Origin of the sequence: Proteus sp. HMSC14B05 (assembly GCF_001808035.1) — a bacterium.
Classification (GTDB): domain Bacteria; phylum Pseudomonadota; class Gammaproteobacteria; order Enterobacterales; family Enterobacteriaceae; genus Proteus; species Proteus mirabilis.
On the sequence record NZ_KV791989.1, the window covers coordinates 54,516 to 71,984 of the forward strand.

Genomic DNA, 17,469 nt, shown 5'->3' on the forward strand with positions numbered 1-17,469 from the left:
TCTAAAGAGTATACATAAAGTCACGTTTCACAACCGCTTTACGCTTTTTTTCTCTTTAGCAATAAATCTGCTCTTTAGCGTTATCTTACCTTGTTCTTTTAATGACATAAATTACTGAAAGCCAATCTATTTCGCTTATATTGAAAAATACAGAAAAGAATAAAGGGGGAATAGCATAAAGAGAGGAATAAGAAGGGAGCCATTAAGCTCCCTTCCTTTTTAAATCAGACGTACTCGATTAATCGATAGAACGTTTAATTTCGATAACTTGGAACACTTCAATCATATCGCCAACACGGACATCGTTGTAGTTTTTCACACCGATACCACATTCCATACCATTACGGACTTCGTTGACATCATCTTTAAAGCGACGCAGTGATTCAAGCTCACCTTCGTAAATAACCACGTTATCACGTAATACGCGAATAGGATTGTTACGTTTGATATTACCTTCAACCACCATACAACCCGCGATAGCGCCGAATTTAGGTGATTTAAATACATCACGAACCTCAGCAAGACCCATGATTTCTTGTTTGTATTCAGGCTCTAACATACCGCTCATTGCTGATTTAATTTCATCAATCAAGCTATAGATAACGGAGTAGTAACGTAAATCAACACTTTCTTGTTCGATAATACGACGTGCAGAAGCATCAGCACGAACGTTGAAACCAAGAATGATAGCATCAGAAGCAGCCGCTAAAGTCGCATCTGTTTCAGTGATACCACCCACGCCAGAACCGATAATTTTCAGTTTAACTTCATCTGTAGAAAGTTTAACTAATGCATCAGTGATGGCTTCACAAGTTCCTTGAACATCCGTTTTCAGTACGATGTTCAGTTCAGAAACTTTACCTTCTTCCATGTTAGCAAACATGTTTTCCAGTTTAGATTTCTGTTGACGAGCCAGTTTCACTTCACGGAATTTACCTTGACGATATAAGGCAACTTCACGCGCTTTTTTCTCATCACGAACAACGGTTGCTTCATCACCCGCAGAAGGTACATTAGACAGACCTAAAATCTCAACAGGCATTGATGGGCCGGCAGATTGTACTTCTTTACCTAATTCGTTACGCATTGCACGAATACGACCGTATTCAAAGCCACACAGAACGATATCACCTTTATTCAAGGTACCTTCACGAACAAGGATAGTCGCAACAGGACCACGGCCTTTATCGAGGTAAGATTCGATAACAACACCGCTTGCCATACCCTCTTTTACTGCTTTCAGTTCAAGAACTTCCGCTTGTAATAAGATAGCATCCAGCAACTCGTCAATACCTAAGCCTTGTTTTGCTGACACATGGATAAACTGAGTCTCACCACCCCAATCTTCTGGCAGAATGCCATATTGAGACAGCTCAGTTTTAACACGATCAGGATCAGCTTCTGGTTTATCAATTTTGTTCACGGCAACAACAACAGGCACATTTGCTGCTTTGGCATGTTGGATAGCTTCGATAGTTTGTGGCATCACACCATCATCAGCAGCAACAACCAGAACAACGATATCCGTTACCTGAGCACCACGGGCACGCATTGAAGTAAATGCGGCGTGACCTGGAGTATCTAGGAAGGTAATTTCACCTTTGTCGGTTTTAACGTGATAAGCACCGATATGCTGAGTAATACCACCTGCTTCACCTGAAGCCACTTTCGTTGAACGAATGTAGTCGAGTAAAGAGGTTTTACCATGGTCAACGTGACCCATAATAGTCACAACAGGCGCACGAGATACAGCCATTTCATCGCTAGTATCACGGTCGTTCATCACTTGTTCTTCTAACTCGTTTTCACGACGTAAGATAACTTTGTGACCCATTTCTTCCGCAACCAGTTGTGCCGTTTCTTGGTCTAAAACTTGATTGATGGTTGCCATTGCACCCATTTTCATCATTGTTTTAATGACTTCAGAACCTTTCACTGCCATTTTGTTTGCTAAATCAGCAACTGAAATAGTCTCACCAATGACAACATCGCGGTTTACAGCAGCTGCTGGCTTATTGAAGCCTTGCTGTAATGTGCTGTTTTTACGTCCTTTGCCTTTCTTGTTAGAACGGCCAGCAGCGCGAGCTTCTTCACGATCTGCTTTTTCAGAGTGACGGTTATTTTTCTTTGGACGAGGGGCTTTTGCTGCACGACCACGGCCACGGCCACCTTCAACCTCAGCATCACTTTCATCTTCTGCATCACGCGCATAGCGAGATGTCGTCACATGATAGTCAGTACCTTCTGTTTCAGATGACGTATCTGAAGTCCATTTTTCAGCATTTTCTTCCGCTAAGCGACGCGCTTTTTCTGCTGCAATGCGAGCTTCTTCTTCAGCTTTACGACGCTGAGCTTCTTCTGTTTTACGTTTCAGTTCAGCCTGTTCGGCTATGCGACGTGCTTTTTCCTGATCAGCCTTATCAGCTTTTGGTTTCTCGTTTTGTTTCACTTTGTCTTTTTCCGCTGCTTCGCGCTTAGCTAATTCCGCTGCTTCACGTTTTGCTTCTTCAGCTTCACGTTTTGCCTTTTCTTCAGCCTTTTTCTTGGCTTCTTCAGCTTCACGTTTTGCTTTTTCTTCAGCTTCGCGCTGTGCTTTCTCTTGTGCTTCGCGCTGTGCTTTTTCTTCTGCTTCGCGACGCGCCTTTTCTTCCGCTTCACGCTGAGCTTGCTCTGCCGCTTGTGCTTTTTCAACTGCATCACGGTTCACATAAGTGCGTTTTTTGCGGACTTCGATGGCTACTGATTTATTTTTGCCACCTGTACCAGGAACACTTAACGTACTACGCACTTTGCGCTGTAACGTTAATTTTTCTGGTTGGCTGGTTGACTCTTTATCACGGTTCAACCAAGCCAGCAAGGTTTCTTTCTCTTTTTGGGAGACAGAATCAGAGACGGTTTTCTTAATACCGGCATCAGCAAACTGCTGTACCAAACGTTCAACCGGTGTCTGAATCTCTTCTGCAAGTGATTTTACTGTTTCATCTGTCATTCTGTTCCTTCCTGCTCAGTTGTTACGCATCATTCCCAAACCAGCAGATATTACGAGCAGCCATAATGAGTTCGCCTGCGCGCTCACTATTTAAACCGTCAATATCAGTTAGGTCGTCGATACCCTGTTCGGCAAGATCTTCCAGTGTGCAGATACCACGGGCAGCTAGATCAAATGCTAAAGAACGTTCCATGCCTTCGAGAGCTAATAAGTCCTCAGCTGGCTGGTTATCGCCTAGGCTTTCTTTTTGAGCTAGTTCAATCGTTGTTAATGCCGCTTTTGCTCTTTCACGTAATGCTTCAACTGTTTCTTCATCAAGACCGTCGATAGCTAACAGTTCGTCAATCGGCACATAAACTAACTCTTCAAGGGTAGAGAAACCTTCTTCAACTAAAACAGTTGCGAAGTCTTCATCAATGTCGAGATGCTTAGTAAATATTTCAATGGCTGCGTTTGCTTCTGCCTGATGCTTAGCATTCAGTTCATCTGCAGTCATGACATTCAGTTCCCATTTGTCATCACCACGATGTTTTTTCAGTAATTGCGCTGCTAAGCGAACATTTTGACCATTACGGCCAATCGCTTGGGCAAGATTACTGCTTTCAACAGCGACGTCCATTGTACATTTGTCTTCATCGACAACAATAGAAGCAACATCTGCCGGAGCCATTGCATTAATCACGAATTGTGCAGGATTATCATCCCACAGAACAATATCAATTCGTTCACCGCCCAGTTCACTGGAAACGGCTTGTACACGTGCACCACGCATACCAACACAAGCACCCACAGGGTCGATGCGTTTATCGTTGGTTTTTACAGCGATTTTGGCACGAGAACCTGGATCACGTGCTGCAGCTTTAATCTCAATGATCTCTTCGCCAATTTCAGGTACTTCAATGCGGAATAATTCGATCAGCATTTCAGGACGAGAACGTGTTACGAAAAGTTGTGCACCACGAGTTTCTGTACGAACATCGTATAAGACACCACGTACACGGTCACCTGGGCGGAAATTTTCACGCGGTAGCATATCTTCACGTAAGATAACGGCTTCTGCGTTATTTCCTAAATCTAGGGTGATGTTATCGCGGTTTACTTTTTTCACAACGCCCGTGATAATTTCGCCTAATTGTTCGCGGAATTGTTCAACAACCATCGCTCTTTCCGCTTCACGTACTTTTTGTACGATCACTTGTTTTGCGGTCTGGGTGGTAATACGGTCGAAAGTAACAGACTCAATTTGGTCTTCAATGAAGCCGCCGAGTTCAATTTCAGGCTCTTCGTATTTAGCCGCTTCAAGTGTGATTTCACGAGTAGGCTGAGTAACTTCTTCAACCACAAGCCAACGACGGAAAGTATCAAAATCCCCCGTTTTACGATCAATGCAAACTCGTACATCAATCTCTTGCTCATATTTTTTCTTAGTCGCTGTCGCTAATGCAGTTTCCAGTGCTTCGAAAATCTTCTCACGAGGAAGAGATTTTTCGTTAGAGACCGCTTCCACAACAGCCAGAATCTCTTTGTTCATCCTAGTTGCCTCTTCAAAACTTAAAAGTGGGGTACCAGGTTAGCTTTCTGGATGTTGCTCAGTGCGAACACTTCGTCTTTACCATCCACAGTAACCGTGATCATTTCGCCAGCGACAGACTTAATAATGCCCTGCCATTTACGGCGGTTTTGCATCGCAATTCGTAATACAACGGCGACTTCTTCGCCGATAAATTGCTCATAATGCGTTGTAGTGAATAAAGGTCTTTCTAAACCAGGAGATGAGATCTCAAGGTTATAAAATGTTTGAATTGGATCTTCAACATCCAGCACAGCACTGACCTGGTGGCTAACATCAGCACAATCATCAACAGTGATACCTTCTTCACTATCAATATAGATACGCAATGTTGATACTCGACCACGAATAAACTCAAGACCAACAAATTCAAAGCCTAATGCTTCTACTGGTGCTGAAACCATCGCTGTTAATTTTTGCTCTAATGTGGACAAACCCACCCCCAAGGCATAAAAAAAGGGCTTATAGCCCAGTATTCTATTCTCTGATAACAAAAAACCCCGAAATTCGGGGCTTTATGCAACTGGACCCTGTAACTTGCCAATCGAGATAACCTCTTCTACGGCACATTCCACTCAGGATCATAATCGGTTTACAAGATGATTAATGAGAAAAGTGCTGTATTGTTAGAAGTGGTTGCGGGGGCTGGATTTGAACCAACGACCTTCGGGTTATGAGCCCGACGAGCTACCAAGCTGCTCCACCCCGCGTTCGAAAAACGTGGCAAATTTTACGCTGATAACAAGCAAAACGCAAGCTATCTGGAATAATGGTGCCGAGAACGGGACTTGAACCCGTACGCCCGTTTTGTAGGCACTACCACCTCAAGGTAGCGTGTATACCAATTTCACCACCTCGGCACTTTAATGAGACTGTTTATTTAACCAAAACCCCAAACAATCTCATTTTTAACTATTACTTAGTTTACTGCGGAATATCTGTGTTTGCTGGTGCTACAGGCGCTGCTAATTGCTCAGCTTTTTTCGCTTCTTCTGCAGTCTGCTCGATAGACATCCACTTACTGTCTTCACGAACAGTTTTATTGGCACTTAAATTACCTAAAATAAGGCAAAGTACAATAAACACTGTTGCTAAAACAGCGGTCATACGGGTCATGAAATTTGCTGAACCGCTTGAACCAAATACTGTACCGGAAGCACCTGCACCAAAAGAAGCGCCCATATCAGCACCTTTACCCTGCTGTAACAGGATCAGACCAACCAGCCCTGTTGCTGCAATGATAAGAATAACAATGAGTGCTGTATACATTTGCGTTACCTATTCTATGGAACTTATCGCCTATGCGATAACCTTCGATTGCTTCACCCGCTTTAGTTCAACGACCTTACTAAGCGGGTGTGAATACTAACCAAACCTGAACTGACAAGCAAGGTTATTTTACTATAAAGTGATTAATTGAAGAAAAAAACAGCAATTAGCCAACATGTTTTACTGCATCAGCAATACGATTCGCCATCGCTGTGACTTGCTCTTCATTTTCGCCTTCAACCATCACTCGAATTAATGGTTCTGTTCCTGATTTACGTAATAAAACGCGTCCCTTACCACCAAGCTCCGCCTCGACTTCTTTTGCGACTTGCTGAACTTCTGTGGATTGTAGAGGATCGTGATTTCCCGTAAAACGAACATTCACCAAAATTTGTGGTAATAATTTCATGCCACTGCATAGATCATGCAAGCTCATATGGTTACGAACCATTGCGCTTAATACTTGCAGACCAGCAACAATACCATCACCCGTTGTTGTCTTATCAAGTAAAATAATATGACCCGAGTTTTCCGCCCCTAAACGCCAGCCTTTTTCTTGCAATTTCTCAAGCACATAGCGGTCACCCACTTTCGCTCTCACAAAAGGAATACCAAGCTGTTTTAAGGCAATCTCTAACCCCATATTACTCATTAGTGTACCGACGGCACCACCACGTAGTTGACCTTGACGCAATGCTTCTCGCGCAATGATATAGAGAATTTGGTCACCATCTACTTTTAGGCCTTTATGATCAACCATAATAATACGGTCACCATCACCATCAAAGGCTAAACCAACGTCGGCACCCTCTTCTAACACGCGTTTTTGCAACATACGTACATCTGTTGCACCACATTCGTCATTGATATTGATGCCCGTAGGCTCACAACCAATAGTGATAACCTCAGCCCCGAGTTCACGAAAAACATTAGGCGCAATATGGTAAGTTGCTCCATGGGCACAATCCACAACAACTTTTAACCCATTTAAATTATTTTCGTTAGGGAACGTACCTTTACAAAATTCAATATAACGGCCTGCGGCATCAACAATGCGATTCGCACGCCCTAATTCTGCGGACTCTACACAAGTGATCGGTTTTTCCATTTCCGCTTCAATGGCTTCTTCTACTTCATCAGGTAGTTTTGTACCATCAATGGAGAAGAATTTGATGCCATTATCATAATAGGGATTATGAGAAGCAGAAATCACTATGCCAGCTTCTGCTCTGAAAGTACGGGTTAAATAAGCGACCGCGGGGGTTGGCATCGGGCCTGTAAATGAAGCGGATAATCCCGCAGCAGCAAGGCCTGCTTCTAGAGCCGATTCCAACATATAACCAGAAATACGAGTATCTTTACCGATAATGATTTTACGTGAGCCGTGACGTGCAAGTACTTTACCTGCAGCCCAGCCTAGCTTTAATACAAAATCAGGTGTAATAGGGCTGTCACCTACTTTTCCACGGATACCGTCTGTTCCAAAGTATTTACGTTCGCTCATTCATTATTTTCCTTTGCAGAAAGAGTCGCCTGCACGACTTTCATCGCATCTACAGTCTCTTTAACATCGTGTACACGAATAATTTGTGCCCCTTGCATTGCAGCAATAACTGCGCAAGCAACACTACCAGCAACACGCTCTTGTGGCGGAACATTGAGTAACTGTCCTACCATTGATTTACGTGACATTCCGGCGAGTATCGGTAAACCAAAGTGATGAAAATCACTTAGATGTGCTAATAATTGATAATTATGCGCTAAATTTTTACCAAAGCCGAAGCCTGGATCAAGAATAATTTGATTTTTCTCGATACCAGCATCAATACAACGTTGAATATTCTCTGCCAGAAAAGCATCAACTTCTATCATCACATTCTTATACTGCGGCGAATGTTGCATTGTTTTAGGTAAACCTTGCATATGCATAATACAAACAGGTAACCCCGTTTTTGCAGCCGCCTGAAGTGCTCCAGGTTCGGTAAGTGAACGTATATCATTGATAATAGAGGCACCCGCTTGAGCGGACTCCGTGATCACTTGTGCTTTGGATGTATCAACAGAAATCCACACATCAAAACGTTGCTGGATAGCTTCGACCACAGGAATAACACGATGTAACTCTTCATCGACAGAAACATCACTGGCACCCGGCCTTGTTGATTCACCACCGATATCGATGATAGAAGCCCCTTCAGCAATAAGTTTAGCGGCGTGGTTAATAGCATCATTAAGAGAGTTATGCGTTCCGCCATCAGAAAATGAATCTGGCGTCACATTTAAAATGCCCATCACTTGGGGTGAAGATAAATTAAGCTCTTTTCCTCTGGCAATTAATTTCATTTCGTTGATACCTATATAAAAAAACCCCAGAAAGCCTGGGGTTTGTATTTATAGCTTACTCAATATAAAACCCGATAAGGATTAATGAGTATTGTTATCAGAAGGTGTGTCACTCTCTGATCCTGACTTATTATTTGGCTCATTCGTCACATGTGTTTGTGTCGGCTGTGCTGTAGCGGTAGTTGCACCACTATTGCCATTATTGCCTTCCCAACCTGCCGGTGGACGAACTTCACGACGATTCATTAAGTCATCAATTTGAGGTGCATCAATGGTTTCATAAGTCATTAATGCATCTTTCATTGAGTGCAGAATATCTAGGTTGTCCATCAGGATTTGACGAGCACGGGTATAGTTACGATCGATGATAGCTTTAATTTCTTCGTCGATAGTACGTGCCGTTTCATCTGACATATGTTGCGCTTTAGCAACTGAACGACCTAAGAACACCTCACCGTCTTCATCAGCATACAGTAATGGCCCTAATTTTTCAGAGAAGCCCCACTGTGTCACCATGTTACGTGCAATATTGGTTGCCACTTTGATATCATTAGAAGCCCCTGTCGAAACATGTTCAGGCCCATAAATGATCTCTTCCGCTAAACGGCCACCATAAAGTGTTGAAATTTGGCTTTCCAGTTTTTGACGGCTGGCACTGATTTGGTCACCTTCAGGTAAGAAGAAAGTCACACCTAATGCACGTCCACGAGGGATAATCGTCACTTTGTGTACCGGATCATGTTCAGGCACTAAACGACCAATAATGGCGTGTCCCGCTTCATGATAAGCCGTTGATGCTTTTTGTTCTTCGGTCATAACCATTGAACGGCGTTCAGCACCCATCATGATCTTATCTTTTGCTTTTTCGAACTCGACCATTGAAACAACACGTTTGTTACCGCGTGCGGCAAATAGTGCAGCTTCATTAACCAAGTTTGCCAAGTCAGCACCGGAGAAACCCGGAGTACCACGAGCAAGGATCGCAGGATCAACGTCTGGTGATAATGGCACTCGGCGCATATGCACTTTCAGAATTTGCTCACGACCACGAACATCTGGTAAACCTACGACGACTTGACGGTCAAAACGACCTGGACGTAATAATGCAGGGTCTAATACGTCAGGGCGGTTAGTTGCGGCAATCACGATGATACCTTCGTTGCCTTCAAAACCATCCATTTCGACCAGCATCTGGTTCAGCGTTTGTTCACGTTCATCATGACCACCGCCAAGACCGGCACCACGTTGACGACCAACCGCATCGATTTCATCGATAAAGATGATACAAGGTGCTGCTTTTTTAGCCTGTTCAAACATATCACGAACACGAGAAGCACCGACCCCGACAAACATTTCAACGAAGTCAGAACCAGAAATAGTAAAGAAAGGTACTTTTGCTTCACCAGCAATCGCTTTTGCTAATAATGTTTTACCCGTACCCGGAGGACCAACCATTAGGATACCTTTCGGAATTTTACCACCTAATTTCTGGAAACGACCCGGATCACGTAAATACTCAACTAGCTCGCTGACTTCTTCTTTTGCCTCATCACAACCTGCAACATCAGCAAAGGTTGTTTTGATTTGGTCTTCTGTCAACATGCGAGCCTTACTCTTACCAAAAGACATCGCACCTTTACCGCCACCACCTTGCATTTGGCGCATAAAGAAGATCCAAAGACCAATCAGTAAAAGCATTGGGAACCAAGACACAAAAATTTGTGTTAGAAGGCTTTGACCTTCAATGGGTTCACCGGTCACTTTTACATTACGGTTCATTAAAGTGGTCAGCAGGTTATCATCACGCATAGGCATATACGTGCTGTACTTTGAGTTATCTGTTTTAGTTACATTAATATCATAACCACTTATGCTGACCTCGCGTAACTGGTTATTAGTTAACTCATTGATAAAGGTAGAGTAATCCACCTTACGACTATTCGAATCGCTGGGTCCGAAGCTCTGGAATAATGACATCAATACGACTGCAATGACTAACCAGAGGATCAGGTTTTTCGCCATGTCACTCAAGGGATTAACCTCATATTACAACTGTGTTAACAAATAGCTTTAGGGTACTAAAGTTTACGCCCTGTGGCTACAATATATACCTCACGAGAACGAGACCGCGAAGCGTCTGGTTTACGAACTTTCACTTTCGTAAACAGGGAGCGTATTTGCCCCAGGTACTCATCAAAGCCTTCTCCCTGAAACACTTTGACAATAAAACTTCCCCCGGGAGCCAGCACATCACGACACATATCAAGCGCTAACTCTACTAAATACATGGATCGAGGAATATCGACCGCGGGTGTTCCGCTCATGTTTGGAGCCATGTCAGACATGACAACCTGGACTTTATTATCACCTACTCTATCAAGCAATGCCTTCAATACAAGTTCATCACGAAAATCGCCTTGAAGGAAATCGACACCAACGATAGGATCCATAGGTAAAAGGTCACATGCGATGATCCTACCTTTATTTCCTAACTGCTGTACGACATATTGAGACCACCCACCCGGAGCAGCACCTAAATCGACAACGGTCATACCTGGTTTGAAAATGTTATCACTTTGCTGAATTTCTTCCAATTTAAACCAAGCTCGAGAGCGAAACCCTTTTTTCTTTGCTTGTTGAACATATTTATCACTAAAATGTTCTTGTAACCAGCGGCTAGAGCTTGCCGAACGTTTTTTATTGGCCATTGCGTTTTCCAACTATCATACACTTAGCAATCAAAAATTTTACTACTTCACTCATTTTACCGCATCTTGACGACATTTTATGGTGATAAATGAGAGATGGCGTTAGAATAGACCGTTTTCAATCCCAACTAAGCAAAAATTAATGATGACTCTTAACAAAAAACAAATTCAACACCTGAAAGGGCTCGCTCATCATCTCAATCCTGTCGTTATGATCGGTAACAACGGGTTGACTGAAGGCGTTCTTGCAGAAATTGAAATCGCTCTGGCACATCATGAGCTTATCAAAGTCAAAATCGCAGGCGAAGATCGAGATGTTAAAAACTTGATCGTGGCAGCGATTGTGCGTGAAAGCGGTGCACAGAATGTACAAGTTATCGGAAAAATGGTTGTTCTTTATCGCCCTTCTGAAGCGCGTAAAATTATTTTACCGAAATAAAACTTATACCTTTATATAAAAATGCCATAACTAACTCTATGGCAAAAAAGGCCTTTTCAGGCCTTTTTAATATTACCACAGGATAGCATTCTAGTTTTCTATAGAAACGTAAAATTACAAATTAAATATATTCTACGTTTAAAACTTCATACTCTACTTGGCCGCCTGGGGTGTTAATGACCACCACATCATCTAACTCTTTACCAATCAATCCACGGGCAATCGGTGAGTTGACTGAAATTAAGTTTTCTTTAATGTTTGCTTCATCATCACCAACAATGCGGTATTTTTGCTCTTCTTCAGTATCCACATTGAGTAACGTCACCGTGGCACCAAAAATAATACGTCCATTATTTGTCATTTTAGTGATATCAATGACTTGCGCATTTGATAATTTTGCTTCAATTTCTTGAATGCGGCCTTCACAGAAACCCTGTTGTTCACGAGCTGCGTGATATTCCGCGTTTTCTTTTAAGTCGCCATGTTCCCGTGCCTCAGCAATGGCCGCGGTAATTTCTGGGCGACGAACAGTTTTTAGATATTCCAGTTCTTCGCGTAATTTTTCTGCTCCGAGAACTGTCATAGGGATCTGATTCATGTGTTAATACCTCAATACTATTCCTAATAAAAAATAGGTATCATCCTGATTTTTTATACTAACAACACAGAGAAAAGGTTCTACTTTACTCTTCTCAAGACAAAAAAAGACACAGGCAGCCTTAATGAGGGCCTGTCCCTTTATATATTCGATGAATAGAAAATAATTGTAACTTTCTACCCTTTTGGTTGGGAAGTAGTAAAAACCTCCCTTATCTAAAGCTAAACTAAATCTAACACAAGAGGCCAATGGCTTCACGTCTTATTCTCGTTTTAAAAACAGGATAAGTAATATTTTCTGATAATCAGATAATCACACGTGTTACCGTTTACTTTTGCCCTCATTGCCCTTTAGTATTAGCCTCTGGCAATCAACACTATAGCGTTAAGCTTATAGTTACGGATAGAGAAATTATGCGCTTATTACCTATATTCCGCGGAATATTTTATACCTTGAGTCTGTTAAGCTTTTCAACCCTCGCCATTCCTGTTGAAAAATATATAGAACTTTTGCCTGATGGCACTCAAGTCGGTTTAATCACCCAAACTGTTGGCGCATCCTCCCCTAACCTAACTTATAATGATAATCAATTATCTTTGCCAGCCAGCACACAAAAAGTGGTCACAGCTTTAGCCGCCCTATTGCAATTAGGGGGCGATTATCAATTTACCACCACAATGGAAACGGAAGGTAAGATAAAAAACAATCAACTAGAGGGTGATTTAATTTTCCGTTTTAGTGGTGATCCTACGCTAACTCGCCAGCAATTACGAGCAATGGTTGCCGTATTAAAACAATCCGGCGTCACAAAAATAACGGGAAATTTATTAATTGATACCTCTGCTTTCTCCAGCCATGACAAAGCGCCGGGATGGGTTTGGAATGATATGACCCAATGCTTTAGTGCCCCACCAAGTGCCGCTATTGTAGATAAAAATTGTTTTTCCGTCTTACTGCAAAGTGGTCAAAAAGAAGGTGATATCGCCACCATACGTAAAGCGTCTTTTTATCCTGTCACGGTTTTAAGCGAAGTTGAAACCTATGAAAAAGGCTCAACACGAACCCGCTTTTGCGAATTAGACGTCACGGTGAGAGATTTAAATACTTATGTGATAACAGGCTGCATTCCTAAACGTGAAGAAGCCATGCCGCTGATGTTTTCCATTCAAGATGGTGCGCACTGGGCAGGTATATTGCTAAAAGAAGAGTTACAACGTGCAGATATTGAGCTGGACGGTTATGTCAAACGCCGCTCCCAACCTAAAGCCCCTGTTACTGTTTTAGCACAAACACAATCTAAACCGTTACACACTTTATTGACGACGATGTTAAAAGAGTCTGACAATATGATTGCAGATGCCGTATTTAGAACTATTGGTCGTGAATATTATGGTGTAGCTGGCACTTGGCGTTCAGGGGCGGATGCCACTCGTGCTATTTTAAAACAAAAAGCGGGCATTGATTTAGCTAATACAATTATGGTGGATGGATCTGGGCTTTCCCGCCATAACCTGATAGCCCCCGCAACCATGATGCAAGTATTACAATATGTCGGACAACATGATAGTGAGTTAAATTTTATCAGTATGCTTCCTCTTGCCGGTCATGATGGTACATTGCAATATCGTGGTGGTTTTACTGAAGCGGGCGTCAACGGTAAAGTTTCCGCTAAAACAGGTTCACTCAAGGGAGTGTATAATCTAGCTGGCTTTATGACCACAGCCAATGGACAGAAAGTGGCATTTGTACAATTTATTTCTGCCTACTCTCCCCCTACACAAAATCGCAATGCTGGACGCGCCTATTTGGTTCGTTTTGAAACGAATTTATATAAAGATATCTATAACAATAGATAGCACTATTATTTGTTAGAAAGTAAAAACGCCTGAAAATTCAGGCGTTTTTTATGTCTCGCTATCTGTATGTCTATACGATACCGAGACAACAATACCGATAAAAAGAGAGATTAGCGTTGGTAGATAAACTCTACACCATCATCATCTTCTTCATCCCAATCTTCGTCATCGTCTTCAAAGTCAGGATTTTCAAGTTGTTCTTTATGGTAGTCATCCCACATAAAATCAACTTTTTCTTCAGTGGCTAAAGCGGTAGCAATATCTTGCTCACGTGGGGTTACTTTCAGGAATTCCATAATATCCCAACAAAGTTTTTTCACCCCTTCTTGGTTGATAGCAGCAATCATATAATAATCACCTTCCCAACCCAACGCTTCAACTATCGCTTGCGCTTTCTGTTTTGCTTCATCGGCATCAAGCAGATCCACTTTATTGAAAACTAACCAACGTGGTTTTTGTGCCAGTTTATCGCTGTATTTTTCTAATTCAGAAATAATGATTTTGGCATTTTCAACGGGATCAGAACCATCAATAGGATCGATGTCGATCAAATGCAATAATACACGGCAACGTTCTAAATGTTTCAGGAACTGGATCCCAAGACCCGCGCCATCAGCAGCCCCTTCGATCAGCCCCGGTATATCCGCAACGACAAAGCTTTGATGGCTGTCCATACGCACAACACCTAAGCTAGGTACTAGTGTAGTAAATGGATAATCTGCCACTTTTGGTTTGGCTGCCGAGACGGCTCGAATAAAGGTAGATTTACCGGCATTCGGCATACCTAACATACCTACATCCGCAAGTAGCATCAGCTCTAACAGTACTTCACGTGATTCACCTGGTGTACCCATTGTGCGTTGACGTGGTGCACGATTGACTGATGATTTAAAACGCGTATTCCCTAAACCATGGAAGCCACCTTTAGCGACCATTTGTTTTTGACCATGTACCGTTAAGTCAGCAATGATCTCACCTGTAGCAAGATCACGGGCACGCGTCCCCACAGGGACATTAATAGTAATATCTTGACCACGTTTTCCCGTACAATCACGGCTTTGGCCATTTTCACCACGCTCAGCGCGGTAAGATTTAGTAAAACGGTAATCGATAAGGGTGTTGAGGTTTTCGTCTGCAACCATGTAGACATCACCACCATCACCGCCATCACCACCGTCTGGTCCCCCTTTCGGGATATATTTTTCTCGACGAAAGCTTACACAGCCGTTACCACCGTCGCCAGCGACGATTAGGATCTTGGCCTCATCAACAAATTTCATGATTTTACTCCGTATGATAGCCATTAACGTGCTGGATGGCCGAAATTACCCAGAGATGGCCTTTTTTAAATATAAAAAGCCCCGCAACAGACTGTGCAGGGCTTTTAACTCGGTGTTTAAAGGACCGGTAATTATTCAGCTTCGATGCTGATAAATTTACGATTGTTTGGACCTTTAACTTCGAATTTAACTTTTCCGTCAGCTAACGCAAACAGGGTGTGGTCACGACCACAACCAACGTTAGTACCTGCATGGAACTTAGTACCACGTTGACGAACGATGATGCTACCTGCTAATACAGCTTCACCACCGAAACGTTTTACACCTAGACGTTTTGCTTCGGAATCGCGACCGTTACGAGTCGAGCCGCCAGCCTTTTTGTGTGCCATTAATCTGCTCTCCTAAACCTTAAGCGATACCAGTGATTTTAACATCAGTAAACCACTGACGGTGGCCCTGTTGTTTACGGCTGTGTTTACGACGACGGAACTTAACAATTTTAACTTTCTCGCCGCGACCGTGAGCAACCACTTCCGCTTTAACTTTAACGCCCTCAAGGATTGGAGCGCCAATTTGAATGTTGTCGCCATCAGCGACCATCATGACGGTGTCAAACTCAATAGTTTCGCCAGTTGCTACTTCAAGCTTTTCTAAGCGAATTGTTTGACCTTCGCTGACTCGGTGTTGTTTACCACCACTTTGGAAAACCGCGTACATATAAACTCCGCTTTCCGCACACTCCCAATATGTATAATTTGAGTGCACAATTAAAATATTCACATAGGGCGCGAATTCTACGCAAATTTAGTCGCGATGACAAGTATAGATCGCAAACAACCAGCAAAAAAAAGAGTTTTTTACACAATATTTATTTCAGCCATTTTTAAAGTACAATCTAAATTATAAGAGAGTAAAATCTATGGCATGATCATTTTTTATTAATTATAACGCGCTCATTGGCGAGCCAAAGTCGAAAAACATGAATTTAGAATCTATTATAAAACTCACATCCGCTGATATGGCTGCGGTAAATGACGCAATTCTTTACCAGCTTAATTCAGATGTTTCTTTGATAAACCAGCTTGGTTACTACATCATTAGCGGTGGTGGTAAAAGGATCCGCCCAATGATCGCTGTTCTGACCGGCCGAGCTTTGGATTATCAAGGGGACAAACATATCTCTGTCGCCGCTTTAATTGAATTTATTCATACCGCAACATTATTGCACGACGATGTTGTTGATGAATCCGATATGCGTAGAGGCAAACAAACAGCTAATGCTGTGTTTGGTAATGCTGCAAGCGTGCTGGTAGGTGACTTTATTTATACACGATCTTTTCAGATGATGACGGATCTTGATTCCATGCGCGTGCTAAAGCTGATGTCTAGCGCAACCAATGTGATCGCTGAAGGTGAAGTATTACAATTAATGAATTGTAACGATCCTGACATTACTGAAGATGACTATATGCAAGTTATCTACAGTAAAACCGCCCGTTTATTTGAAGCTGCCTCTCATGCGTCAGCCATCCTCTGCGGAGCCACTCCAGAGCAAGAGAAAGCTTTCCAAGATTATGGTCGTTATCTTGGTACCGCATTCCAGCTGATTGACGATTTACTGGATTATGATGCAGATAATACCCAATTAGGTAAAAATACCGGTGACGATCTGGATGAAGGTAAACCTACTTTGCCTTTACTTCATGCCATGCACCATGGTAACGAAACAGAATCACAACTCATTCGTCAAGCCATTGAAAAAGGTAACGGCCGTCATTTACTCGACACTGTGTTAAAAACGATGAAACAGTGTGGCTCACTGGAATATACCCGCCAAAAAGCGGAAGAAGAAGCCGATAAAGCCATTGAGGCGTTAGCGATTATTCCTGATTCATCTTACAAAGATGCATTAATTGGCCTTGCGCACGTTGCTGTGCAACGACAATCGTAATTTTCATACCTAAACCCCATAAAGTATGAGAAGCCCGTCAGAGCGACTATGTCGACTCTGGGGGGCTTTTTAATTTTTGAACCACTTCTTCATTTTCTCGTTCGATCTCTTCTTGATTGTCAGCATCAATATAGCTAATTAACTTAGCGAGACCTTCTCGTAAAACAAATTTTACGATTTTTTCACGCTCTGATTTTGTTAGCTGATAATAAGCTTCCACCCAGATAAGAAAGGCATCCTGACGCTTAGATAAATATTCTGCAGGAGGCTCATGCGCCGCTAACACACTCACCACCTCTTCAGGGAGGCTTTTAACCGAGTACTCAACGGCTTTACCTTGTACTCCACGCTTACGGCGATTTTCCCATCCTTCACGGCGTGCCATTAAATTGACCCCTTGTGGAGAATTAGGTAACCCTGCAAGCCCTACTAATTCTTTTGCTGTATACCATTCTTTTTTCATGAT

Annotated in this window: 16 protein-coding genes and 2 tRNA genes; 3 read left to right on the forward strand and 15 right to left on the reverse strand. The window is 42.6% G+C overall.

Annotated features, from left to right (window positions below):
* Positions 1 to 238 precede the first annotated feature (238 nt).
* From infB to rlmE, 10 genes are all read right to left on the reverse strand, one after another.
* Complete coding sequence (infB, locus tag HMPREF3129_RS10380; RefSeq protein WP_004246237.1) at positions 239 to 2,989, reverse strand: translation initiation factor IF-2; 2,751 nt, start codon at positions 2,987 to 2,989, stop codon at positions 239 to 241.
* Positions 2,990 to 3,011: 22 nt separating this feature from the next.
* Positions 3,012 to 4,520, reverse strand: coding sequence for a transcription termination factor NusA (gene nusA, locus HMPREF3129_RS10385; protein WP_070487027.1), 1,509 nt, complete (start codon positions 4,518 to 4,520; stop codon positions 3,012 to 3,014).
* 20 nt (positions 4,521 to 4,540) lie between these two features.
* A complete protein-coding gene (gene rimP, locus HMPREF3129_RS10390; protein ID WP_004253010.1) occupies positions 4,541 to 4,993 on the reverse strand; it encodes a ribosome maturation factor RimP in 453 nt (150 codons plus the stop codon).
* A gap of 199 nt (positions 4,994 to 5,192) precedes the next feature.
* Positions 5,193 to 5,269 (reverse strand) — tRNA-Met (locus tag HMPREF3129_RS10395).
* A 60-nt stretch (positions 5,270 to 5,329) separates the two neighbouring features.
* Positions 5,330 to 5,419 (reverse strand) — tRNA-Leu (locus tag HMPREF3129_RS10400).
* Positions 5,420 to 5,483: 64 nt separating this feature from the next.
* Complete coding sequence (gene secG / locus HMPREF3129_RS10405) at positions 5,484 to 5,828, reverse strand: preprotein translocase subunit SecG (protein WP_004246240.1); 345 nt, start codon at positions 5,826 to 5,828, stop codon at positions 5,484 to 5,486.
* Positions 5,829 to 5,994: 166 nt separating this feature from the next.
* Positions 5,995 to 7,332 carry a phosphoglucosamine mutase gene (glmM, locus tag HMPREF3129_RS10410; RefSeq protein WP_004246241.1) on the reverse strand — a complete coding sequence of 446 codons (1,338 nt, stop codon included), beginning with the start codon at positions 7,330 to 7,332 and terminating at the stop codon, positions 5,995 to 5,997.
* Positions 7,329 to 8,171: a dihydropteroate synthase gene (gene folP / locus HMPREF3129_RS10415; protein WP_036919627.1), complete on the reverse strand. Its 843-nt coding sequence runs from the start codon at positions 8,169 to 8,171 to the stop codon at positions 7,329 to 7,331. The genes glmM and folP overlap by 4 nt, the downstream gene beginning before the upstream one ends.
* An 81-nt stretch (positions 8,172 to 8,252) precedes the next feature.
* Positions 8,253 to 10,202 carry an ATP-dependent zinc metalloprotease FtsH gene (gene ftsH / locus HMPREF3129_RS10420; protein WP_004253013.1) on the reverse strand — a complete coding sequence of 650 codons (1,950 nt, stop codon included), beginning with the start codon at positions 10,200 to 10,202 and terminating at the stop codon, positions 8,253 to 8,255.
* Between the two features lie 47 nt (positions 10,203 to 10,249).
* Positions 10,250 to 10,879, reverse strand: a complete 630-nt coding sequence (gene rlmE / locus HMPREF3129_RS10425) for a 23S rRNA (uridine(2552)-2'-O)-methyltransferase RlmE (RefSeq protein ID WP_004246244.1) — start codon at positions 10,877 to 10,879, stop codon at positions 10,250 to 10,252.
* 145 nt (positions 10,880 to 11,024) lie between these two features.
* Between rlmE and yhbY the strand changes: the two genes are divergently transcribed.
* A complete protein-coding gene (gene yhbY / locus HMPREF3129_RS10430) occupies positions 11,025 to 11,318 on the forward strand; it encodes a ribosome assembly RNA-binding protein YhbY (RefSeq protein WP_012368729.1) in 294 nt (97 codons plus the stop codon).
* A gap of 121 nt (positions 11,319 to 11,439) precedes the next feature.
* Here the strand turns inward: yhbY and greA are convergent, their stop codons facing one another.
* Positions 11,440 to 11,916 carry a transcription elongation factor GreA gene (gene greA / locus HMPREF3129_RS10435; protein ID WP_004249606.1) on the reverse strand — a complete coding sequence of 159 codons (477 nt, stop codon included), beginning with the start codon at positions 11,914 to 11,916 and terminating at the stop codon, positions 11,440 to 11,442.
* A 413-nt stretch (positions 11,917 to 12,329) separates the two neighbouring features.
* Here greA and dacB point away from each other — a divergent pair, with 413 nt between their 5' ends.
* Positions 12,330 to 13,772, forward strand: coding sequence for a serine-type D-Ala-D-Ala carboxypeptidase (gene dacB / locus HMPREF3129_RS10440; RefSeq protein ID WP_004249607.1), 1,443 nt, complete (start codon positions 12,330 to 12,332; stop codon positions 13,770 to 13,772).
* Positions 13,773 to 13,882: 110 nt separating this feature from the next.
* Here the strand turns inward: dacB and cgtA are convergent, their stop codons facing one another.
* The 3 genes from cgtA to rplU form a co-directional block, all read right to left on the reverse strand.
* Positions 13,883 to 15,052 carry an Obg family GTPase CgtA gene (gene cgtA / locus HMPREF3129_RS10445; RefSeq protein WP_036919624.1) on the reverse strand — a complete coding sequence of 390 codons (1,170 nt, stop codon included), beginning with the start codon at positions 15,050 to 15,052 and terminating at the stop codon, positions 13,883 to 13,885.
* 131 nt (positions 15,053 to 15,183) lie between these two features.
* Positions 15,184 to 15,441, reverse strand: coding sequence for a 50S ribosomal protein L27 (gene rpmA / locus HMPREF3129_RS10450; RefSeq protein ID WP_004246250.1), 258 nt, complete (start codon positions 15,439 to 15,441; stop codon positions 15,184 to 15,186).
* A 19-nt stretch (positions 15,442 to 15,460) separates the two neighbouring features.
* Positions 15,461 to 15,769 (reverse strand): 50S ribosomal protein L21, encoded by a 309-nt coding sequence (gene rplU, locus HMPREF3129_RS10455; protein WP_004246251.1) that lies wholly within the window; start codon positions 15,767 to 15,769, stop codon positions 15,461 to 15,463.
* A gap of 262 nt (positions 15,770 to 16,031) precedes the next feature.
* Here rplU and ispB point away from each other — a divergent pair, with 262 nt between their 5' ends.
* Positions 16,032 to 17,003, forward strand: coding sequence for an octaprenyl diphosphate synthase (gene ispB, locus HMPREF3129_RS10460; RefSeq protein WP_004246252.1), 972 nt, complete (start codon positions 16,032 to 16,034; stop codon positions 17,001 to 17,003).
* A 46-nt stretch (positions 17,004 to 17,049) separates the two neighbouring features.
* Here the strand turns inward: ispB and HMPREF3129_RS10465 are convergent, their stop codons facing one another.
* Positions 17,050 to 17,466 (reverse strand): DNA-binding protein, encoded by a 417-nt coding sequence (locus HMPREF3129_RS10465; RefSeq protein WP_004246253.1) that lies wholly within the window; start codon positions 17,464 to 17,466, stop codon positions 17,050 to 17,052.
* Between the last annotated feature and the right edge of the window lie 3 nt (positions 17,467 to 17,469).

Bases quoted from the DNA above. Each gene is read 5' to 3' on its own strand.
- secG (WP_004246240.1), bottom strand. From the start codon at position 5,828: ATGTATACAGCACTCATTGTTATTCTTATCATTGCAGCAACAGGGCTG.
- nusA (WP_070487027.1), bottom strand. From the start codon at position 4,520: ATGAACAAAGAGATTCTGGCTGTTGTGGAAGCGGTCTCTAACGAAAAA.
- rplU (WP_004246251.1), bottom strand. From the start codon at position 15,769: ATGTACGCGGTTTTCCAAAGTGGTGGTAAACAACACCGAGTCAGCGAA.
- cgtA (WP_036919624.1), bottom strand. From the start codon at position 15,052: ATGAAATTTGTTGATGAGGCCAAGATCCTAATCGTCGCTGGCGACGGT.
- glmM (WP_004246241.1), bottom strand. From the start codon at position 7,332: ATGAGCGAACGTAAATACTTTGGAACAGACGGTATCCGTGGAAAAGTA.
- greA (WP_004249606.1), bottom strand. From the start codon at position 11,916: ATGAATCAGATCCCTATGACAGTTCTCGGAGCAGAAAAATTACGCGAA.
- HMPREF3129_RS10465 (WP_004246253.1), bottom strand. From the start codon at position 17,466: ATGAAAAAAGAATGGTATACAGCAAAAGAATTAGTAGGGCTTGCAGGG.
- dacB (WP_004249607.1), top strand. From the start codon at position 12,330: ATGCGCTTATTACCTATATTCCGCGGAATATTTTATACCTTGAGTCTG.
- infB (WP_004246237.1), bottom strand. From the start codon at position 2,989: ATGACAGATGAAACAGTAAAATCACTTGCAGAAGAGATTCAGACACCG.
- folP (WP_036919627.1), bottom strand. From the start codon at position 8,171: ATGAAATTAATTGCCAGAGGAAAAGAGCTTAATTTATCTTCACCCCAA.
- rpmA (WP_004246250.1), bottom strand. From the start codon at position 15,441: ATGGCACACAAAAAGGCTGGCGGCTCGACTCGTAACGGTCGCGATTCC.
- ispB (WP_004246252.1), top strand. From the start codon at position 16,032: ATGAATTTAGAATCTATTATAAAACTCACATCCGCTGATATGGCTGCG.
- rlmE (WP_004246244.1), bottom strand. From the start codon at position 10,879: ATGGCCAATAAAAAACGTTCGGCAAGCTCTAGCCGCTGGTTACAAGAA.
- yhbY (WP_012368729.1), top strand. From the start codon at position 11,025: ATGACTCTTAACAAAAAACAAATTCAACACCTGAAAGGGCTCGCTCAT.